The sequence below is a fragment of the Nonomuraea sp. CA-143628 genome (genome assembly GCF_050942315.1).
In the GTDB taxonomy this organism is placed as follows: Bacteria; Actinomycetota; Actinomycetes; order Streptosporangiales; family Streptosporangiaceae; genus Nonomuraea.
Genome location: NZ_CP192072.1, coordinates 5,081,989 through 5,098,860, shown reverse-complemented (window position 1 = coordinate 5,098,860; position 16,872 = coordinate 5,081,989). Strand labels below are relative to the sequence as shown.

The following is a 16,872-nucleotide window of genomic DNA, read 5'->3' as shown; positions in this document are numbered from 1 at the left end:
GAAGCGTTTCCCCCAGCAGCGTTCCCCCCGGAAGCGTTCCCCCCGGCGGTGTTTCCCCCGCCGCACGACGCGCGGCGCTTGAGGCCCGGCACCCGGTGTGGGTTCCGCGCACGACCGCCCAGCAGCTCGACGTGACCGCGGCCGCGTTCCCCGACCGGCCCGCGATCCTCGGTGATCGCGTCTACACCTACGCCGGCCTGCGGGACTGGACGATCCGGCTGGCGGCCGGGCTGATCGCGGCAGGGGTGGAACCCGGTGATCACGTGGCCGTCGACATGGCCAACTTCCCGGAGGCCGTCGCCCTGAAGTACGCGGTGGCCAGGGTCGGGGCGGTGTCGGTGTCCATCAACTTCCTGTTGCGCCATGAGGAGCTGCGCTACGTCCTGGGTCAGTCGGACGCCACGGTGCTGATCACGATGGACCGGTTCCGGGACCTCGACTATCTCGGCGCGCTCGATCGCATCGCGCCCGGCTGGGAACGCGGTGGCGCGAGCGCGGTCCTGCCCCGGCTGCGCGCGGTCTTCGTCATGGGCACGAACGGGCCGCCGGCCCGCGGCAGGACGCTGGCGGACCTCATCGCCCTGGGCGCGTCCATCCCGGAGGAGACGGTGTCGCGGCGGACCGCGGCCGCCGACCCGTTCGCCGCCTCGGACCTGCTGTACACCTCCGGCACGACCGGGAAGGCCAAGGGTGTGCTGCTGCAGCACGATTCCGTCCTGCGGACCGCCTACGCCAGCGCGTACACCCGCGCTTTCCAGGACGGCCGGCGCATCCTGTTCGCCCTGCCGATCTACCACGTCTTCGGCTACGTCGAGGCGACCGTCGCCGCGTTGTTCGTCGGCGGCGCGCTCTGCCCCCATGCGGTGTTCGACGCCGACCGGATGCTCCGGGACGTGTCGGCCCAGCAGATCGACGAGCTGATCTGCGTACCCGCGATGACCGCGGTCGTGCTGGAGAAGGCGCGGTCCGGCGACTACGATCTGACCTCGCTCACCACGATGTTCTCCTCGGGCGCGGCCCACCACCCGGCGATGTGGCAGGAGATGGTGGACGTGCTGGACGTCGCCGAGCTGTTCACGGCCTACGGGCAGACCGAGACGACCGCCTCCACCTTGTGCACGCGGCCCGGCGACCCGATCGACCGGCTGCGGACGACCAACGGGTGCGTGAAGCCGGCGGGCGTGGCCGGCGAGCCGGACCTCGGCGGCGCGCTCGGCGTGTACCGCGTCATCGACCCGGACACCGGCGCCGAACTGCCCCGCGGTGAGATCGGTGAGCTGGTGGCGCGCGGACCGGTGGTGACCAAGGGCTACTACGACATGCCAGAGGAGACCGCGGCGTCGTTCACCGCCGACGGCTGGTTGCGGACCGGTGACCTCGGCCGGTTCGACGAGCAGGGCTACCTGGTGCTCACCGGGCGTCGCAAGGAGTCCTACCGGTGTGGCGGCGAGCTCGTCATCCCCGGCGAGGTCGAGGCGGTGCTGGCCGAGCACCCCGCCGTGCTCGCCGCGCACGTAGTGGGCATCCCCCACGAACGCATGGGCGAAGTGGGGTGTGCGTGGATCGTGGCGGCGACCGCGGAACCACCCGATCCGGAGGAGCTCATCGCCTACTGCAAGCAGCGGCTGGCTCGCTTCAAGGTGCCGGCCTCGGTCCTGTTCACCGACGCGGACCAGGTGCCGACCACGGTCACCGGACGGGTGCAGAAGTTCCAGCTCGCGGAACGCGCGATGCTCGAACTCGGCGCCGCTCCGGCCGCCACCACGGCGGCACGGCTGTGAGCGGCCCCCACGTCGTCATCGTCGGCGGCGGTCTCGCCGGCGTCCGGACCGCGCAGGCCCTGCGTGACCTCGGCCACCAAGGCGCGCTCAGCCTCGTGTCCGAGGAGTCCGACGAACCCTATGACCGGCCACCGCTGTCGAAGGAATACCTGCTCGGCACGCGCGGCGCCGCCGGCATTCGCCTCGCCGGCCAGGACGAGTACGCCCGGCGGGACATCGAGCTCCTCCTCGGCCGCGCGGTGGCCGGCGCGGACCTGCGCGCTCGGACGCTGACGTTCGCCGATGGCGGCGAGATCGGCTACGAGCAGCTGGTCGTCGCCACCGGCGCCCGGCCGCGCCGGCTCCCGGACCTGCCGGAGTCCGGCAGGGTGCACTACCTGCGGACCGCCGCCGACTCCCGGCGGCTGGCCGGCGCGCTCACCGGCGACGCGCGGGTGGCCGTGATCGGCGCCGGGTTCATCGGCCTGGAAGTGGCCTGCGCGGCGCGGCTGCGGGGTTGCCGCGTCACCGTCGTCGAAGCCGCGGCGCAGCCGATGGCGCCGATCATCGGCGCCGAGCCGGCGGCGTGGCTACGACGCTGGCACTCCGGGCGCGGCCTGGAGTTCCGCTGCGGAACCACCGTCGGCAAGAGCGAGGAGCGGCCCGACGCGCAGCTCCTGTGGCTCGGCGACGGCACCGTCGTCGAGGCGGACGTCGTGGTCGTCGGCGTCGGGGTCGTCCGCGACACCGCCTGGCTGGCCGCCGCCGGGCTCGAGACCCACCACGGCCTGGTGTGCGACGAGGCCGGGCGCACCTCGGTGGCGGACGTCTTCGGGGCAGGCGACATCGTCTGCCGGCACACGGCGGGACAGTGCCGGCCGATAGGTCACTGGACCGCCGCGTCCGACAGCGCGGCCAGGGTCGCCGAAGCACTCCTCGGCGTGCCGCCCTCCGATCCCGGCGATGACGGGTTCTTCTGGTCCGACCAGGCGGACCTGCGGCTCCAGTTCGTCGGCGCCGCTCCCCCGACGGCGACGGCGACGGTCGTGTCCGGCGACTTCGACAGCGGGCGGTTCGTCGTTCACTACACCGACGGCGACCAGCTGACCGGGGTCTTCGCCGCCAACGCGCCACGCGACTTCCTCCGCGGACGCCTCGCCCTCCGCGCCACCCGTCCGGCCCCTCGTGAGGTACGCGCATGACATCGAAGACGCCCAGGCTCACCACCGATGGGGTGCGGACATGACCCCGGCGACCCCCCGGCTCACCGCCGATGGGGTGCGGACATGACCCCGGCGACTCCCCGGCTCACCACCGGGCAACGCCAGGAGATCACCGACCTCTACGCGCGTTACTCCCACGCCTTCGACGAGGGCCGGGCCGACGAGGTCGCCGCGCTGTTCATCGAGGACGGCGTCTTCGTCCGCGAAGGCGCCGCCCCCGTCGTCGGAAGGGACGGCCTCGCCGCGCTCGTTCGAGCGGCGGCCGAGCGTGCGCCCGGAATGCGGCACGTCGTCAGCAACGTCCTCGTCGAGGCGACCGAGAACGGCGCGACAGGGCAGGCGTACGCGCTCGCTCTCGTCGTGGGCGGCACGGATCTGCGGCTGGCGACTTTCGGCCGCTACGACGACGAGTTCGTGCCGACGCCGGAGGGGTGGCGCCTGCGCGTCCGGCGGTTCACGCCGTTCGTCCCCGAGGTGTTGGCGAACGCCGTCCTTGCTGTTACCGTACCCTGAAACAACTGTTTGTTTTTGGCGGAAGGTGCCACCGTGGCCAGGATCAATCCGTCGTTCGACGACTACTCCAAGAAATATGAGAACGTCCGCCTCGAGCGCGAGGACGGCATCCTCCAAGTGACCGTCCACACCAACGGCGACAGTCTCGTGTGGACCAGCCAGGCGCACGACGAGCTCGCGTACGCCTTCACCGACATCGCCTGCGACCCGGAGAACAAGGTCGTGCTGCTGACCGGCGCGGGCGACGCCTTCTGCGCGGAGATCGACTTCTCCAGCTTCAACCTCGCCACCGCCGCCGACTGGGCGCACATCATGTTCGAGGGCCAACGGCTGCTCACGAACCTGATGAACATCGAGGTGCCGGTGGTGGCCGCGATCAACGGGCCGGCGCTGATACACCCGGAGATCCCGATCCTGTCCGACATCATCGTCGCGGCCGACACGGTCACGTTCAAGGACGGCCCGCACTTCCCGTCCGGCATCGTGCCCGGCGACGGCGCGCACCTCGTCTGGACCCACGTGCTCGGCCCGGCCCGGGGTCGCTACTTCCTGCTGACCGGCCAGGAGCTGGACGCCGGGCAAGCCCTGGACTACGGCGTGGTGAGCGAGGTCGTCCCGGCCGGCCAGGTGCTCACGCGGGCCCGTGACCTCGCCGCCGGCATCGCCGCGAAGCCGGACCTGGCCCGCCGCTTCACCCGCGCGGTGCTGACCCGGGAGATCAAGCGGCTGATCCACGACCAGCTCGGGTACGGGCTGGCGCACGAGGCATTGGCGGCGCTGAGCCTGTGACCGCCACCTTCAATCGGCTCCGACGCCACTTCGAGGACTTCTCCCTCGGCGACATGGTGGTCTCCCCAGGCCGGACGGTCGACATCTCGGATATATCCGCTTTCGCCGGCCTCACCGGGGATCACTACCCCCTGCACGTCGACGAGGACTACGGCCGCGGCACCCGCTTCGGCGGCCGGATCGCCCATGGCCCGCTCACGTTCAGCCTGGCCGTGGGCCAGGTGGCCCTGTCGGGTTTCCTCGGCGAGGCGATCGTGGCCTTCCTGGAATGCCAGAACATGCGGGCGCTCGCGCCGGTGTTCCCCGGCGACACCATCCGCGTGCGGGTCGAGGTCACCGGGGCCGACGCCGGCAGACCCAAGTACGGCGAGCTGCGACTCGACTACACCGTCCTGAACCAGAAGGACGAGGAGGTCATGCGCTTTCGCATGGTGCTGCTCGCCCACCGCGCCGAACCCCACAGCGCCGAACCCCACGGCGCGGAACCCCGTCGTAGTGAGCAAGGAGACCCTGGTGAGTGACGGTGACGAGGCCGCGTTCATCGGCGTCGGCGAACTGCCCTCAGGCCGCTACCCGAACCGGCCCTTCATGGGTTCGCTGGTCGACGTCGCCGTGGCGGCGGTGGGGGACGCGGGCGTGCCGATGTCCGATATCGACACCATCCTGCTCATCCCCTGCCTGCATTCCGCCGCCGACCAGGCCGATCTGGTGTTCTCCCGCGTGGTCGAGGAGCTCGGGCTGAACGGCCGCGCCAAGGCGAGCTACATGATCCACTCGGGCGGGTCAACGAGCGACAACACGATGCGCACCGCCGCCGGGCTGATCGCGAGCGGGTACGCCCGCAACGTCCTGGTCCTGCAGGCCGAGAAGTGGGGCTCGGCGCCGGTCACGGAGATGATCGACATGCTGACCGCGAACGGCATCCCCCGCGAATGGGAGAAGCCGTCCGGACTCTCGTTCAACGCGGTCGGCGCGCTCATCACCAACCGTTACCTGGCCGCGAGCGGCTCCACCCCCGCCCAGATGGCGGCGGTGTGCGTCGCGCTGCGCGAGTGGGCCCGGCTCAACCCGAACGCGATGTACAAGGACAAGCCGCTGACTGTCGAGCAGGTCCTCGCCTCCAAGATGGTCTCCGACCCGTTGCACGCGCTGGAGTGCCCGATGCTCGCCGACGGCGCGGTCGGCTTCGTGCTGACCAGCGCGGCCCGGGCGCGGCGCTCGTACGAGCGATGGGTGCGCATCGCAGGATCCGGCGGCCGCGTGTCCCACTACAGCATCGGCCAGGAGCGCGACCTCGCCGTGCTCGGCTGGCCGCAGGCCGCGGCCGAGGCCTACGAGCAGGCGGGCTGGGGGCCGGACGACGCCGACCTCGCCGAGGTGTACGACTCCTATCCCGCCGTGCTCACCATCGCGCTGGAGGGCCTCGGACTGGCCAAGCCGGGCGAGGCGGCACGGACGTTCGCCGCGGGCGGCTACTCCCCCGGCGGCCGGCTGCCCGTCAACACCAACGGCGGTCTGCTCTCCGCGGGCCACACCGGTGTCGGCGGCGGCACGGCCTTGCTGGCGGAGGCGGTTCGCCAGCTGCTGGGCAGGGCCGGACCGGACCGGCAGATCGCCGGCGCGAGACGCGCGGTCTGCGGCGGCTCCGGAGGGACCTATATGGACAGTCAGGTGCTCCTGCTGGAAGGGGTGACACGATGAGTGAGGCAGGAAGCGAGCCGGGCATGGAGCCGCTCACCCGTCCCTACTACGACGCGCTGGGCCGCGGTGAGCTGCTCATCCAGCATTGCGACACGTGCGGCCGCGACAACATGTACCCGCGCCACCGTTGCCCCTTCTGTTACGAGGCCGATCTCGGCTGGGTTCGGGCGTCGGGCACAGGGGTGCTGCACAGCTTCTCGGTGACCCGCTTCGGGGCGCCGACCGGGTTCGAGTCGCAGACGCCGTACGCGCTCGGGGTGGTCAAGCTCGCCGAGGGCGTGCAGGTGCTGGGCCGATTGTGGCCCGGCCAGGACGGCACCTGGAGCGCGTACCAGTGCGACGCGCGGGTGCGGTTCCAGCCGGCGTCGAAGGACGAGATCGCGCGGCGGCCCGTCCCGTGGTTCGCGGTGGTGTCATGAGTAACAAGGTATTGATCACCGGCGTCGGCATGATCCCTTTCGGGCGGGACGTACGGCGCAGCGAGCGGATGATGGTCGAGGCCGTCACTGAGCTGGCGCTCAAGGACGCCGGTGTGACGGCGTCGGAGGTGCGGCGGGTGTTCCTGGCCAACGCCGCGGCCGGCCTGGTGTCCGGCCAGGAGATGATCCGTGGCCAGGTCGCGTTGCAGTCCACCGGTCTGGCCGGCGTGCCGCTGGTGAACGTGGAGAACGCGTGCGCGTCGAGCAGTTCGGCCGTCAACCTGGCGTACGAGGCGGTGCTGGCGGGACGGTGTGACCTCGCGATCGTCATCGGCGTCGAGAAGCTCTCGCACACGGACAAGTCCCGAACATTCGAGGCGTTGCGCGGCGCCACCGATGTCTCGGCGTTCCCCCGCCTCGAGCCGGACAAGCCCGCCTCGAACTCGGTGTTCGTGAACGTCTACGCCGAGGAGGCCAAGCGCTACCTCGCCGAGCACGGCGCCCGGATCGAGGACTTCGCGGCCGTCGCGGTGAAGAACCGCGCACACGCCGTCCTCAACCCGCTCGCCCAGTACCGGACGCCGCAGACGATCGAGGAGGTCCTGCACGGCCGGACGGTCGTCGACCCGCTGACGCTGCCCATGTGCTCGCCCACCACCGATGGCGCGGCGGCGCTGGTGCTGTGCTCGGAGGACTACGCCCGCCGCTCGGGCAGCACCGGGTGCGAGATTCGGGCGACCCGCCTGGCCGCCGGGCGCGGCCAGGGGTCCCAGCCGGTCGCGGTGGCCGCGGCCGCCGCGTTCGAGGACGCGGGCCTGGGGATCGACGACATCGACGTGCTCGAACTGCACGACGCGGCCGCGCCCGCCGAGATCCTCCAGTACGCCGAGATCGGGCTGTGCGCGCCCGGCGAGGGGCACCTGCTGGTGCGTTCGGGCGCCACCGCGCTCGGTGGCCGGCTGCCGGTCAACGTGAGCGGCGGGCTGATGAGCCGGGGCCATCCGATCGGCGCCACCGGCTGCGCGCAGCTCGTGGAGATCTACGACCAGCTCACCGGACGCGCGGGACGCCGGCAGGTCGAGGGCGCCCGGGCCGGCATGGCCGTCAACGCGGGCGGCTGGCTCGCGGGCGCGTACGCGGCGTGCGTCGCGAGCATCCTCGTGAAGGCCGGATGAGTCATGGCGGCCACCGAGCTGGAGACGCTGTACTACGAGCGAGCGGCCGACGGGGTCGTCCTGCTGACCCTGAACCGGCCCGAGCGCGGCAACGGGGTCGTGCCGGAGATGGCGGCGGACCTGCTCGCCGCCCTCACCGACCTGGAGCGTGACCTCTCCGTCCGCTGTCTCGTGATCACCGGAGCGGGGCGTCAGTTCTCCGCGGGGGCCGACCTCAAGGCCATGCGCGCCTACCTCGACGAGGTCTTCCCGGTCACCCAGGAGCCCTACAACGCGCGCGTGCTGTTCCCGGTGACCCAGAAACTCGTCTCGTCCAGATTGCCGGCCATCGCCGCGATCAACGGAGGTGCCACCGCGGGCGGCCTGGACTTCGCGCTCGCCTGCGACATACGCATCTGTTCGGCAGCGGCCAAACTTGGCGAAACGTACATCAACCTGGGTCTGCCTCCCGGGAACGGCGGGTCGTGGTTCCTTCCCCGGCTCGTCGGCTCCGGTGTGGCCGCCGAACTGGCCCTGACCGGCGAGGTCATCGACGCGCGACGAGCACTGGAGATCGGCCTGGTCAACCGGGTCGTCGAGCCGGAGGAGCTGATCCCCGCCGCCGTCGAACTGGCGGCCCGCATCGCGGCCAAATCGTGGCGGGCTCTGGAAGCCACCAAGCACGCCCTGCGCTCGACCTGGCAGGTCGACCTCGCCACCTCGATGAGCAACAGCTATTGGGCGGTCTCCGCGCTGCACAACGGACCCGATCTGGCCGAGGGCGTCGACGCGTTCCTCTGGCGAAGGGAGGCTCGGTTCAACGGCGGCTGATCAGCGGCGCGACCCACCGTACAATCAGTTGTTAACCGAACGTGGGAGGACGGTTGGCAACGCGGAAGGAAGGGCGCGCCAAGAGCGGACGCGTATCCCCGGAACGCATCGAAGAAGCGGCGATCAAGCTCTTCAGCGAGAAGACCTACCCGGTCGTGGGCATGCGGGACATCAGTGACGCGGTCGGGCTCCTGCCGGGCAGTCTCTACGTGCACATCAGGAAGAAAGAGGACCTGCTCCAGAGCATCGTGGAGAACGGCATCCAGCGCTACCTGGACGCCATCGAGCCGGTGGTGGAGTCGGACCAGACCGCGCCGGAGCGCCTGCGCGGCGCGATCAACGAGCACCTGCGTGTTCTGGCCGAGTCCCTGCAGCAGACCCGCGTCGCCTTCCATCAATGGACCTACCTCGCCCCCACCGGCAAGCGCCGCGTCGTCAAGCTCCGCCGCCGCTACGACGCCCTCTTCTCACAGATCATCGACGAGGGCATCGAGGCGGGCGAGTTCCGGGCGGTCAAGAGCTCGCGGGTGACGGTGCTCGCCATCATCGGCATGCTCAACTCGGCCACGGAATGGTTCTCCCCCACGGGCGAGCTCAGCGCCGAGCAGGTCGCCGAGGTTCTCGTCGACGGAGTGCTCACCGGTCTGGTGGCTTGAGAGCGCGTCGCGAGTCTCCCTCGTAGGCCACGCCGCAAGCTAGCCCTCGGCGCGGTCGTAACGCATCACCACCACGCGGGAGTCGCAGGTGCGCGAGTCGGCGAGCCGCAGGTTGATCCGGTCCTCGCGGGGCACGAACAGCGGCTTGCCGCCGCCCAGCACGACGGGATGCACCGCGACGTGGTACTCGTCGATCAGGCCGTGGTCGGTCAGGGCGGCGGCCAGGCGGGAGCCACCGGTCAGCAGCAGGTCCTTGCCGGGCTGCCGCTTGAGCTCGGCGACCTCCGCGGCGAGGTTCTCGCCGATGACCCTGGTGGCCCAGTCGGTCTCCTTCAGCGTGGTCGAGAAGACGATCTTCGGGGTGTCCCGCCAGATGGGCGCGAAGCTGAGGACGTGCGGGTGGTCCGACATCGACTCGGCGTTCGGCCAGAAGCTCGCCATCCCCTCCCACACGCCGCGCCCGTACAGGAAGGTGTCGGATCTGTCGGTCAGTGCGTCGGAGTACGCCGACAGCTCCTCGCCCATCTCGGGCCAGTCGAACTCGCCCTTCGGCCCGTCGATGTGGCCGTCGATCGACGTGTGCACCCAGTAGATGACCTTGCGCATGTCCCGCTCCTTCACTCGGCGTTCTTCGCTTTCGTGGTGGAGTCGGAGCCGCGCGGCCGTTCTCTACATCCGGCTCTACATCCGGCCGGAAGTTTTTCCTGACTTCCGCGAGCCAGGGCTTCAGGCCAGGAGTTGGCGGGCCGGCGCTCAGGCCAGGAGTTCGCGGGCCAGGGCTTCGCCCCACCACTGCTGAACTCGATCGGGCGACCAGCCGCGTTCGGTGGTGAGCGTGGTGTAGACGTCGATGGTGCACAGGGCCGCGTAGATGTCGACGGCCGACCGTACGTCCAGCCCGTCCCGCAGCACACCGGCCGGCCAGGAGGAGAACACCTGGACCCGGGTCTCGTCGCCCCGCCGGCGGGCGTCGCGGTAGGCCGCCGCCAGCTCGGGCTCGGTGCGACCGGCCTCGCGCACCAGCGTGATGACGTCGCCCGCGCGCTCGAACAGCCGCCGGTCGTAAGCAGCCATCGCCGCCAGCTGCCGTCGGGGATCCGCCGCCGCGGCTTCCAGCTCCGCGAGCTCCTGGGCGACGTCGGCCGACAGGTCGGCGGCGTCCGCGAGGGCCTGGGTCAGCCCCGCCTTGTTCCCGTACGCCGCGTAGACCGTCGGCACGGAGACCCCCGCCTCGCGCGCTACGTCGCGGACGGTCGTCGCCGCCCACCCTCGGGAGACGAAGAGCCGGCGGGCGGCCCCGGCGATCTCGGCCCGCGTCTCCCGCGCCTGCGTCGCCCGGCGCAACGAGTCGTAGCGGCGCGGCCCCGGCTCTGCACTCACTTGATCCTCCATACTTTCCGCTACTTATAATGAATATATGCCAAGTCAATCAACCGCGATGGGCTTCTCCCGGATCAGCGGCCTCGCCGCCATCGGCTTCGCCGGCCTGATCGTCCTCAGCAACGTGATCGCGGTGCCCGCCGGCCTGCCGCTCACGGGCGCCCCGCTCAGCGAGGTCAACGCGTTCTTCAGCACGAAGGGCGGTGTCCTGGGCATCGCGTCCGCGATCGTACCCGCCGCCTGGGTGCTGGCCACGGTGTTCGGCGCGGGGGCGGTCTCCGCGCTGCGGCGCTCCGAGCAGGAGCGGGGCGAGGCGTGGTCGCTGGTCGGCTTCGCCGGCCTGGCCTTGCAGAACGCCACCTTCGCCGGGATCGTCGCGACCCGCCTGGCACTCGCCAAGGACAGCACCGCGAGCTCGGCGCTCTGGGGGTTGCACGACGCGCTGTTCACCCTCAACGGCACCTTCCTGTCTCTCGCGCTCCTCGGGCTGTCGGTGGGCGGCCTGCGCGCCGGTCTCATCCGGTCCTGGCATGGCACGTGGGGATTGCTGTCGGGCGCGCTGCTGTTCGCCTCGGCCACGCTCACCCCCTTGGTCATCGACCACGCCGGGCCGCTCGGCCTGCTCGGTCTGGCCGGCTGGCTGATGTGGGTGGTCTGGCTCATCACGTACGGCATCACCCTGATCCACCTGGCTCCCCAGGGACAAGCGCACTTGTGACATCCCTCCCGAAGGACCCCAACCACCACAGACCGTCACAGGGATCGAGGCGGTCGTGGACACCGCGCTAGTGGCCGCGTACGGCCTGGATCGCGGCGTCGCGTGTGAGTGCGGCGCCGCGGTCGTAGGCCGTGGTGAAGGCCGCCTCGCCGAGCAAGGCGCGGGCGCGTTCAGCAGGCCGCAGCAGGTTGTCGAAGCCGCTCAGGTCCGTCATCCCCCGTAGCGCGGTGGCCAGGCCGAGCAGGTGGGCGGCGCGTGTGGGGTCGGCGTCGGCCAGGGCGAGCGCGGCGCGCAGGTGTGCCGCGCCGGCCAGGGTCGGCATGTCCACCGCGTCGGCGGCCAGCTCGATGGCGGTGTCGAGGAGCGGCCGGGCGCCGTCGGCGTCGCCCTCGAGCAGGGCGGCCATGGCCCGGTAGCAGCCGGCCGACGCCCGAACCGGAGAGCGGAGAGCCATGGCCTCCACGGCATCGAGCTCGCGCCGGGCAGCCGCCCGATCGCCGCTTCTGAGCAGGACCTCGGCCCGCGCCAGCCGGATGTACTCGACGCCTTCCTGCTTGCGCAGCTGCTCGGCGAAGTCCCAGGCCGCGAGCATGTCGCTCTGTGCCTGGTCGAGCTCGCCCAGCCGCGCTCGGGTGATCGCGAGGCCGGCCAGGATGGCCGCCTGATCCTCCAGGATGCCGAGCTCGCCGGCCAGGCGGAGCGCCTCCAGCCGCGCGTCGATCGAGGCGCTCAGGTCGCCGTGGCGGGCGTGGTGCTCGGCGAGTACGCGTAACGCCGAGGACAAGGCCCAGCGTTCGCCGAGGGCCTCCAGTTCTCGGCGGCCCTCGTCCAGGAGGGTAAAGGCGTGAGCGACCTCGCCCTCGTACTCCGCCACGATCGACTGCGTCATCAGCGTCGTCGCGCGCTCCCAGCCGGTGAGGCGCGGCAGCAGCCGATCGGCCGAACGCGCGGCGCCCGCGGGGTCGCCCAGCCAGATGGGCGCGAAGAGCAGCAGAACCCACCCGGACACCCCGTCGCCCAGCCGGTCGCGCAGCTCCAGGCCGGTGTTCATCGCCTGCCGGGCCGCCTCGGCCGCGCCGAGCCCGTGGTGGGCGAACGCCTCCAGCACCAGCCGCACCGGGCGCTGGGCCTCGGGCACCTCGCCGGGCAGGTCGAGGACGCCGCGCGCCCAGCGCATGCCTTCGAGGGACCTGCCCTCCAGGTACCAGAACCACCAGACGGCCGCGAGGAGCCGTACGCCCAGCTCCGCGTCCCCGGCTTCGGCCGCGAGCCTCATCGCGGCCAGGAGGTTGTCGTCCTCGGCCCGCAGCCGCGCCAGCCAGTGGAGCTGGTCGGCCTTGCGCAGCTCGGGGTCGGCGGTCTCGGCGAGCCGGAGGAAGTGGCGGGCGTGCCGGTCACGGACGGCCCGGTCCTGCCCGGTTTCGGTCAGCCGCGCCATCCCGTACGACCGGACGGTCTCCTGCATGCGGTAGCGCTCACCGGACGGCTCGACCAGGGACTTGTCCACCAGGGCAGTGAGGACGTCCAGCACGTCGGCGGCATCCGGCCCACCGACCCCTTCGAGCCGGCCGTCAGCGGCATGCGGTCCGCTGACCCCTTGGGGCGTGTCGGCGGCATGTCCACTCACCGCTTCGAGCGCGTCCAGCGTGGCGCCGCCGGGGAAGGCGGCCAGGAGCATCGCGAGTTCGCGTTCGCGGGCGGACAGCAGGTCCCAGCTCCAGTCCACGACCGCCTGCAGGGTCTGATGCCGGGGCAGCGCCGTACGGCTGCCGCTGCTGAGCAGGCGGAACCGGTCGTCGAGCTTGGCGGCGATCTGCTCGACGCTCAACGCGCGCATCCGCGCGGCGGCCAGCTCGATGGCCAGTGGCATCCCGTCGAGCCGTCCGCAGATCTCGACGACCGTATGGGTGTTGTCCTCGTTCAGCACGAAGCCGGGGCGGACCAAGGCCGCGCGCTCGACGAAGAGCCGCACGGCCGGATAGGACTGCGGATCGCGCACCGCGGCCGCCGGCCACTCCAGGGGCGGGATGGGGTAGAGACTCTCCCCCGCGATGGCCATCGACTCCCGGCTCGTCGCCAGGACGCGCAGGTCGGGACAGGCGCCGAGCAGCCGGTCGGCCAGGTGCGCGACGGCGGACACGACGTGCTCGCAGTTGTCCAGGACGAGCAGCACCCGCCGGCCGTCCAGCTCCTCCGACAGCCGGTCCAGCGCCTCGGTCAGCCGGTCCATGACATCACGAGCCGGGGCATCGCGAGCCGGGGTGCCGTCGGCGGGCGCGGGCTCGAACCAGCCGGAGTCTCTGGCGCCGATCGCCGTGAGCACCGCGTGGGCGACGTCGAGCGGCTCCGTCACCGCCGCCAGCTCGACCAGCCAGACGCCGTCGGGGGCGAGCTCGGCGGAGCGCTGGGCGACCTCGGTGGCCAGCCGGGTCTTACCCGCGCCGCCCGGCCCGACGACGGTGACCAGGCGGGCGGCTTCCAGCGCCTTGGCCAGCTGCGCCAGCTCCTCCTCCCGGCCGACGAAGCTGGTCACCTGAGCGCGCAGATTGGTACGCCGGGTCCGGCGCGGGGGCTGATGCCGAGGGTCGTGCCGGAGGAGGCTCAGGTGGACCTCGGCCAGCTCCGCGGACGGGTCGACACCCAGCTCGTCGGCCAGCGTGCGCCGGGTCCGCTCGTAGGCGTCCAGCGCGTCTGCCTGCCGTCCGGCCGCGTAGAGCGCGCGCATCAGCAGGCCCTGCAGGCGCTCGCGCAGAGGGTGGGCGGCGGCCAGCGGGCGCAGCTCGGCGAGGACGTCGGTGCCTTCGGCGAGTTCGAGCTCCAGGCGTTGTTCGGCGGCCGACAGGCGCAGCTCGGCCAGGCGTACTGCCTCGTGGGCGGCGAACGGCAGGTCGGCGAACTCCGCGAACGCGGGCCCGCGCCACAGTCTTTCGGCCGCTCGCAGCGCCGCGAGGTGGCCGGCGCTCGCCAGACTCTCGAAGCGTGTGACGTCGACCTCGGCGGGCTCGATCGCCAGCCGGTAGCCGGGCGGCTGCGACTCGATCGTCGCGGCGCCGACCAACCGGCGGGTGCGGGAGACCAGGGCCTGCAGGGCGTTGGCGCTGCCCGCCGGCGGCTCATCGCCCCAGATGGCCGCGACGAGAACCTCGGCCGGCACGACCCGGCCCGCCTCCAGCGCCAGCCTGGCCAGCAACACGCGCAACTTCGTGCCCGGGATCTCGATCGGACGGCCGTCGTCAGCCCGCGTCTCGAACGGACCCAGCAGCATCACACGCACGCCCCAAGCTTCCCACTCGCCGGCTTACGCCGGTGCCGGTGGTCGCGCCGCGTTGGCTTCCGCCGGTCCGCCGGTGCTAGCTTTCGCCCGTGATCCTGAATGTGGTCTTCCTGCTCGGGGCGGTGGCCTTGATCGTGGCCAACGGGATCTTCGTCGCGGCGGAGTTCTCCCTGGTGACGGTCGAGCGCGTACGGGTCCACCAGCTGGCCGAGTCCGGAGACCGGGGCGCGCAGGGGATCGAGGCCGCGGTGCGGCGGCTGTCGTTCCACCTGTCCGGGGCGCAGCTGGGCATCACCGTCACGTCGCTGCTGCTCGGCGTCGTGTCCGAGCCCGCCATCGCCGGCCTGCTGGAGCCGCTGCTGGGCGGCGTCCCCGCCGCTCCCGGCGTCGCCGTCGCCCTGGCGATCGGCATCTCCACGGTGGCGCAGATGGTCCTGGGCGAGCTGGTTCCCAAGAACGCCGCCCTGTCGAGGCCGATGGCCGTGGCCAGGGTGGCGACGCCGCCGCAGCGGGTGTTCTCCGCCGCGTTCGGGCCGCTGATCAAGCTGTGCAACGCGGTGGCCAACGGCATCGTCCGCTGGCTGGGGGCCGAGCCGCAGGAGGAGCTCGCCTCGGCCCGCTCTCCCGAGGAGCTGAGCCTGCTCGTACGGCTGTCGGCGGAGGCGGGGGCGCTCCAGCCGAGCACCGCCGCCATGCTCCAGCGGGCCCTGCGCTTCGGCGGCAAGATCGCGGCGGAGGCGATGACCCCTCGTACGGACTGCGTGACCATAGCCGGATCCACCAGCGTCGCCGAGTTCCTCAGGCTGGCCCGCCGCACCCGGCATCTGCGCATCCCCGTATGCGGTACGGAACTGGACGACATCCTCGGTGTGGCGAGCGTGCCGCGCGCGTGCGCGGTGCCGGAGGAGGAGCGGGAGCGGACGCCGGTGGCCGCGATCGTCCGGCCGGCGGTCCAGGTGCCCGAGTCGGTGAGCCTGGAGGTGGTTCAGGAACGGCTCAGCTCGACGGGCGTCGAGATGGCCGTGGTGATCGACGAGTACGGCGGCTTCGCGGGCGTCGTCACCGCGGAGGACCTGGTGGAGGAGCTGATCGGCGACATCGCCGACGAGTACGACCTGCCGGAGGAGGAGTCGGCCGAGCCCAAGGCCGCGCTGCTCGCGCCGGGCGCCTCGGTGAGCGTGCCGGCCGTGCTGACGGCGGACGAGGTCGAGGAACGTACCGGCTTCCGTATGCCCGAGGGGCCCTACGAGACGCTCGCGGGGCTGGTGCTGGCCCGGCTCGGCCGCATCCCCGATCCGGGCGACGAGGTGGAGGTGGGCGGGTGGACGCTCCGGGTGGAGGCCATGCGTAGCCGGCGGATCGAGCAGGTCACCCTCACCGCGCCGAGGCGGGAGCATCCGTGACCATCGGCGACGGCTTGGCCCTGGTGCTGCTCCTGGCGGTCAACGGGTTCTTCGTGGGCGCCGAGTTCGCCCTCATCTCGGCGCGCCACACCCAGGTCGAGCCGCAGGCGCGGGCGGGTTCGCGCCGGGCGCAGGCGGTGCTCGCCGCCATGAACACGGTGCCCAAGATGCTCGCCGCGGCGCAGCTGGGCGTGACGCTGGCCTCGCTGATGCTCGGCGCGTTCGGCGAACCGGTGGTGTCTCGGGCCGTGGAGCCGCTGTTCGCGGCCCTGGGGCTGCCCGAGGAGATGGTGCATCCGGTCGCCTTCGCGCTGGCGCTGCTCCTGGTGGTGTCCGCGCACGTGATCATCGGGGAGATGGTGCCGAAGAACCTGGCGCTGTCCGGCCCGGACACGGCGGCGCTGTGGCTGGTGCCCCCGTTGTTCGTGCTGGCCCGGGCGATCGGCCCGGTGCTCACGTTGATCCAGGCCATGGCGGGCGCGGCGCTGCGGTTGCTGCGGATCCCGCCGGCCGACGAGATCCACACCGTCTACACCTCGGCGGAGCTGCCGGTGCTGATCGAGGAGTCCCGCCGGCACAAACTGCTGCGGCAGGACGAGCGGGACCGGATGATCGCCACGCTCGCGCTGCACGCCCGTCCGGTCGGCACGGTCATGGTGCCCATCGGCGAGGTGGTGAGCGTCCCCGCGACGATCGACAGCCTCGGGCTGCAGGAATACTCGGGCCGCCACGGGCACTCCCGCTTCCCCGTGCACGGTGACAGCCCCGCCGAGCTGCGGGGCTATCTGCACGTCCTGGACGCGCTCAACGGGCACGGAACCCGTCAGCCGCTGCCGATCCGCGCCCTGCCGCTGATCGCCGGCACGGCGACGCTCGCGGACGTCCTGGCGACCATGCGTCAGCGCCGCGCCCAGCTCGCCGCCGTGACCGGCGACAAGGGGCAGGTGCTCGGCGTGGTCACCTTGGACGACGTGCTCAGCGGGATAGTCCGCCAGCCTTCCAGAGGCCCTTCATGACGGTCTAGACGGGAGCGGAAGCCACGCGCTCGTCC

General features: G+C 71.9%; 16 protein-coding genes. 13 read left to right on the top strand and 3 right to left on the bottom strand.

Translation table 11 applies throughout. From position 1 onward, the window contains the following. The first annotated feature begins 95 nt into the window (after positions 1-95). The 10 genes from ACQP2T_RS23320 (at position 96) to ACQP2T_RS23275 (ending at position 9,046) form a co-directional block, all read left to right on the top strand. Entirely contained in the window at positions 96-1,781 is a 1,686-nt protein-coding gene (locus tag ACQP2T_RS23320; protein WP_433518211.1) for an AMP-binding protein, read from the top strand. Then, positions 1,778-2,962 carry an NAD(P)/FAD-dependent oxidoreductase gene (locus tag ACQP2T_RS23315; protein ID WP_433518210.1) on the top strand — a complete coding sequence of 395 codons (1,185 nt, stop codon included), beginning with the start codon at positions 1,778-1,780 and terminating at the stop codon, positions 2,960-2,962. The genes ACQP2T_RS23320 and ACQP2T_RS23315 overlap by 4 nt, the downstream gene beginning before the upstream one ends. 84 nt (positions 2,963-3,046) lie before the next feature. Continuing rightward, positions 3,047-3,496, top strand: coding sequence for a nuclear transport factor 2 family protein (locus tag ACQP2T_RS23310; protein ID WP_433518209.1), 450 nt, complete (start codon positions 3,047-3,049; stop codon positions 3,494-3,496). Positions 3,497-3,529: 33 nt separating this feature from the next. Continuing rightward, a complete protein-coding gene (locus ACQP2T_RS23305; protein WP_433518208.1) occupies positions 3,530-4,285 on the top strand; it encodes an enoyl-CoA hydratase/isomerase family protein in 756 nt (251 codons plus the stop codon). Continuing rightward, on the top strand, positions 4,282-4,806 hold the full coding sequence (locus tag ACQP2T_RS23300) for a MaoC/PaaZ C-terminal domain-containing protein (RefSeq protein ID WP_433518207.1): 525 nt from the start codon (positions 4,282-4,284) through the stop codon (positions 4,804-4,806). Before ACQP2T_RS23305 ends, ACQP2T_RS23300 begins: the two co-directional genes overlap by 4 nt. Continuing rightward, positions 4,799-5,986 (top strand): thiolase family protein, encoded by a 1,188-nt coding sequence (locus ACQP2T_RS23295; RefSeq protein ID WP_433518206.1) that lies wholly within the window; start codon positions 4,799-4,801, stop codon positions 5,984-5,986. The genes ACQP2T_RS23300 and ACQP2T_RS23295 overlap by 8 nt, the downstream gene beginning before the upstream one ends. Continuing rightward, positions 5,983-6,405, top strand: coding sequence for a Zn-ribbon domain-containing OB-fold protein (locus tag ACQP2T_RS23290; RefSeq protein ID WP_433518205.1), 423 nt, complete (start codon positions 5,983-5,985; stop codon positions 6,403-6,405). Before ACQP2T_RS23295 ends, ACQP2T_RS23290 begins: the two co-directional genes overlap by 4 nt. Next, entirely contained in the window at positions 6,402-7,580 is a 1,179-nt protein-coding gene (locus tag ACQP2T_RS23285) for a thiolase family protein (protein WP_433518204.1), read from the top strand. The genes ACQP2T_RS23290 and ACQP2T_RS23285 overlap by 4 nt, the downstream gene beginning before the upstream one ends. A 3-nt stretch (positions 7,581-7,583) precedes the next feature. After that, entirely contained in the window at positions 7,584-8,390 is an 807-nt protein-coding gene (locus ACQP2T_RS23280) for an enoyl-CoA hydratase/isomerase family protein (RefSeq protein ID WP_433518203.1), read from the top strand. 53 nt (positions 8,391-8,443) lie between these two features. Further along, the gene (locus ACQP2T_RS23275; RefSeq protein WP_433518202.1) at positions 8,444-9,046 is read left to right on the top strand and encodes a TetR/AcrR family transcriptional regulator; all 603 of its coding nucleotides are present in this window, start codon (positions 8,444-8,446) and stop codon (positions 9,044-9,046) included. 39 nt (positions 9,047-9,085) lie between these two features. Here ACQP2T_RS23275 and ACQP2T_RS23270 read toward each other — a convergent pair whose 3' ends face one another. Together ACQP2T_RS23270 and ACQP2T_RS23265 are read right to left on the bottom strand one after the other, a co-directional pair. Beyond that, complete coding sequence (locus tag ACQP2T_RS23270; protein WP_433518201.1) at positions 9,086-9,652, bottom strand: dihydrofolate reductase family protein; 567 nt, start codon at positions 9,650-9,652, stop codon at positions 9,086-9,088. A gap of 147 nt (positions 9,653-9,799) precedes the next feature. Beyond that, positions 9,800-10,426, bottom strand: a complete 627-nt coding sequence (locus ACQP2T_RS23265) for a TetR/AcrR family transcriptional regulator (protein WP_433518200.1) — start codon at positions 10,424-10,426, stop codon at positions 9,800-9,802. A gap of 37 nt (positions 10,427-10,463) precedes the next feature. Between ACQP2T_RS23265 and ACQP2T_RS23260 the strand changes: the two genes are divergently transcribed. After that, positions 10,464-11,144 (top strand): hypothetical protein, encoded by a 681-nt coding sequence (locus ACQP2T_RS23260; protein WP_433518199.1) that lies wholly within the window; start codon positions 10,464-10,466, stop codon positions 11,142-11,144. A 67-nt stretch (positions 11,145-11,211) separates the two neighbouring features. Here ACQP2T_RS23260 and ACQP2T_RS23255 read toward each other — a convergent pair whose 3' ends face one another. Beyond that, positions 11,212-14,409 (bottom strand): BTAD domain-containing putative transcriptional regulator, encoded by a 3,198-nt coding sequence (locus tag ACQP2T_RS23255; RefSeq protein WP_433519814.1) that lies wholly within the window; start codon positions 14,407-14,409, stop codon positions 11,212-11,214. Between the two features lie 98 nt (positions 14,410-14,507). Between ACQP2T_RS23255 and ACQP2T_RS23250 the strand changes: the two genes are divergently transcribed. Next, complete coding sequence (locus ACQP2T_RS23250) at positions 14,508-15,821, top strand: hemolysin family protein (RefSeq protein WP_433518198.1); 1,314 nt, start codon at positions 14,508-14,510, stop codon at positions 15,819-15,821. Further along, the gene (locus ACQP2T_RS23245) at positions 15,818-16,837 is read left to right on the top strand and encodes a hemolysin family protein (RefSeq protein ID WP_433518197.1); all 1,020 of its coding nucleotides are present in this window, start codon (positions 15,818-15,820) and stop codon (positions 16,835-16,837) included. Before ACQP2T_RS23250 ends, ACQP2T_RS23245 begins: the two co-directional genes overlap by 4 nt. Positions 16,838-16,872 lie beyond the last annotated feature (35 nt).

Bases quoted from the DNA above. Each gene is read 5' to 3' on its own strand.
- ACQP2T_RS23255 (WP_433519814.1), bottom strand. From the start codon at position 14,409: ATGCTGCTGGGTCCGTTCGAGACGCGGGCTGACGACGGCCGTCCGATC.
- ACQP2T_RS23270 (WP_433518201.1), bottom strand. From the start codon at position 9,652: ATGCGCAAGGTCATCTACTGGGTGCACACGTCGATCGACGGCCACATC.
- ACQP2T_RS23310 (WP_433518209.1), top strand. From the start codon at position 3,047: ATGACCCCGGCGACTCCCCGGCTCACCACCGGGCAACGCCAGGAGATC.
- ACQP2T_RS23285 (WP_433518204.1), top strand. From the start codon at position 6,402: ATGAGTAACAAGGTATTGATCACCGGCGTCGGCATGATCCCTTTCGGG.
- ACQP2T_RS23260 (WP_433518199.1), top strand. From the start codon at position 10,464: ATGCCAAGTCAATCAACCGCGATGGGCTTCTCCCGGATCAGCGGCCTC.
- ACQP2T_RS23280 (WP_433518203.1), top strand. From the start codon at position 7,584: ATGGCGGCCACCGAGCTGGAGACGCTGTACTACGAGCGAGCGGCCGAC.
- ACQP2T_RS23290 (WP_433518205.1), top strand. From the start codon at position 5,983: ATGAGTGAGGCAGGAAGCGAGCCGGGCATGGAGCCGCTCACCCGTCCC.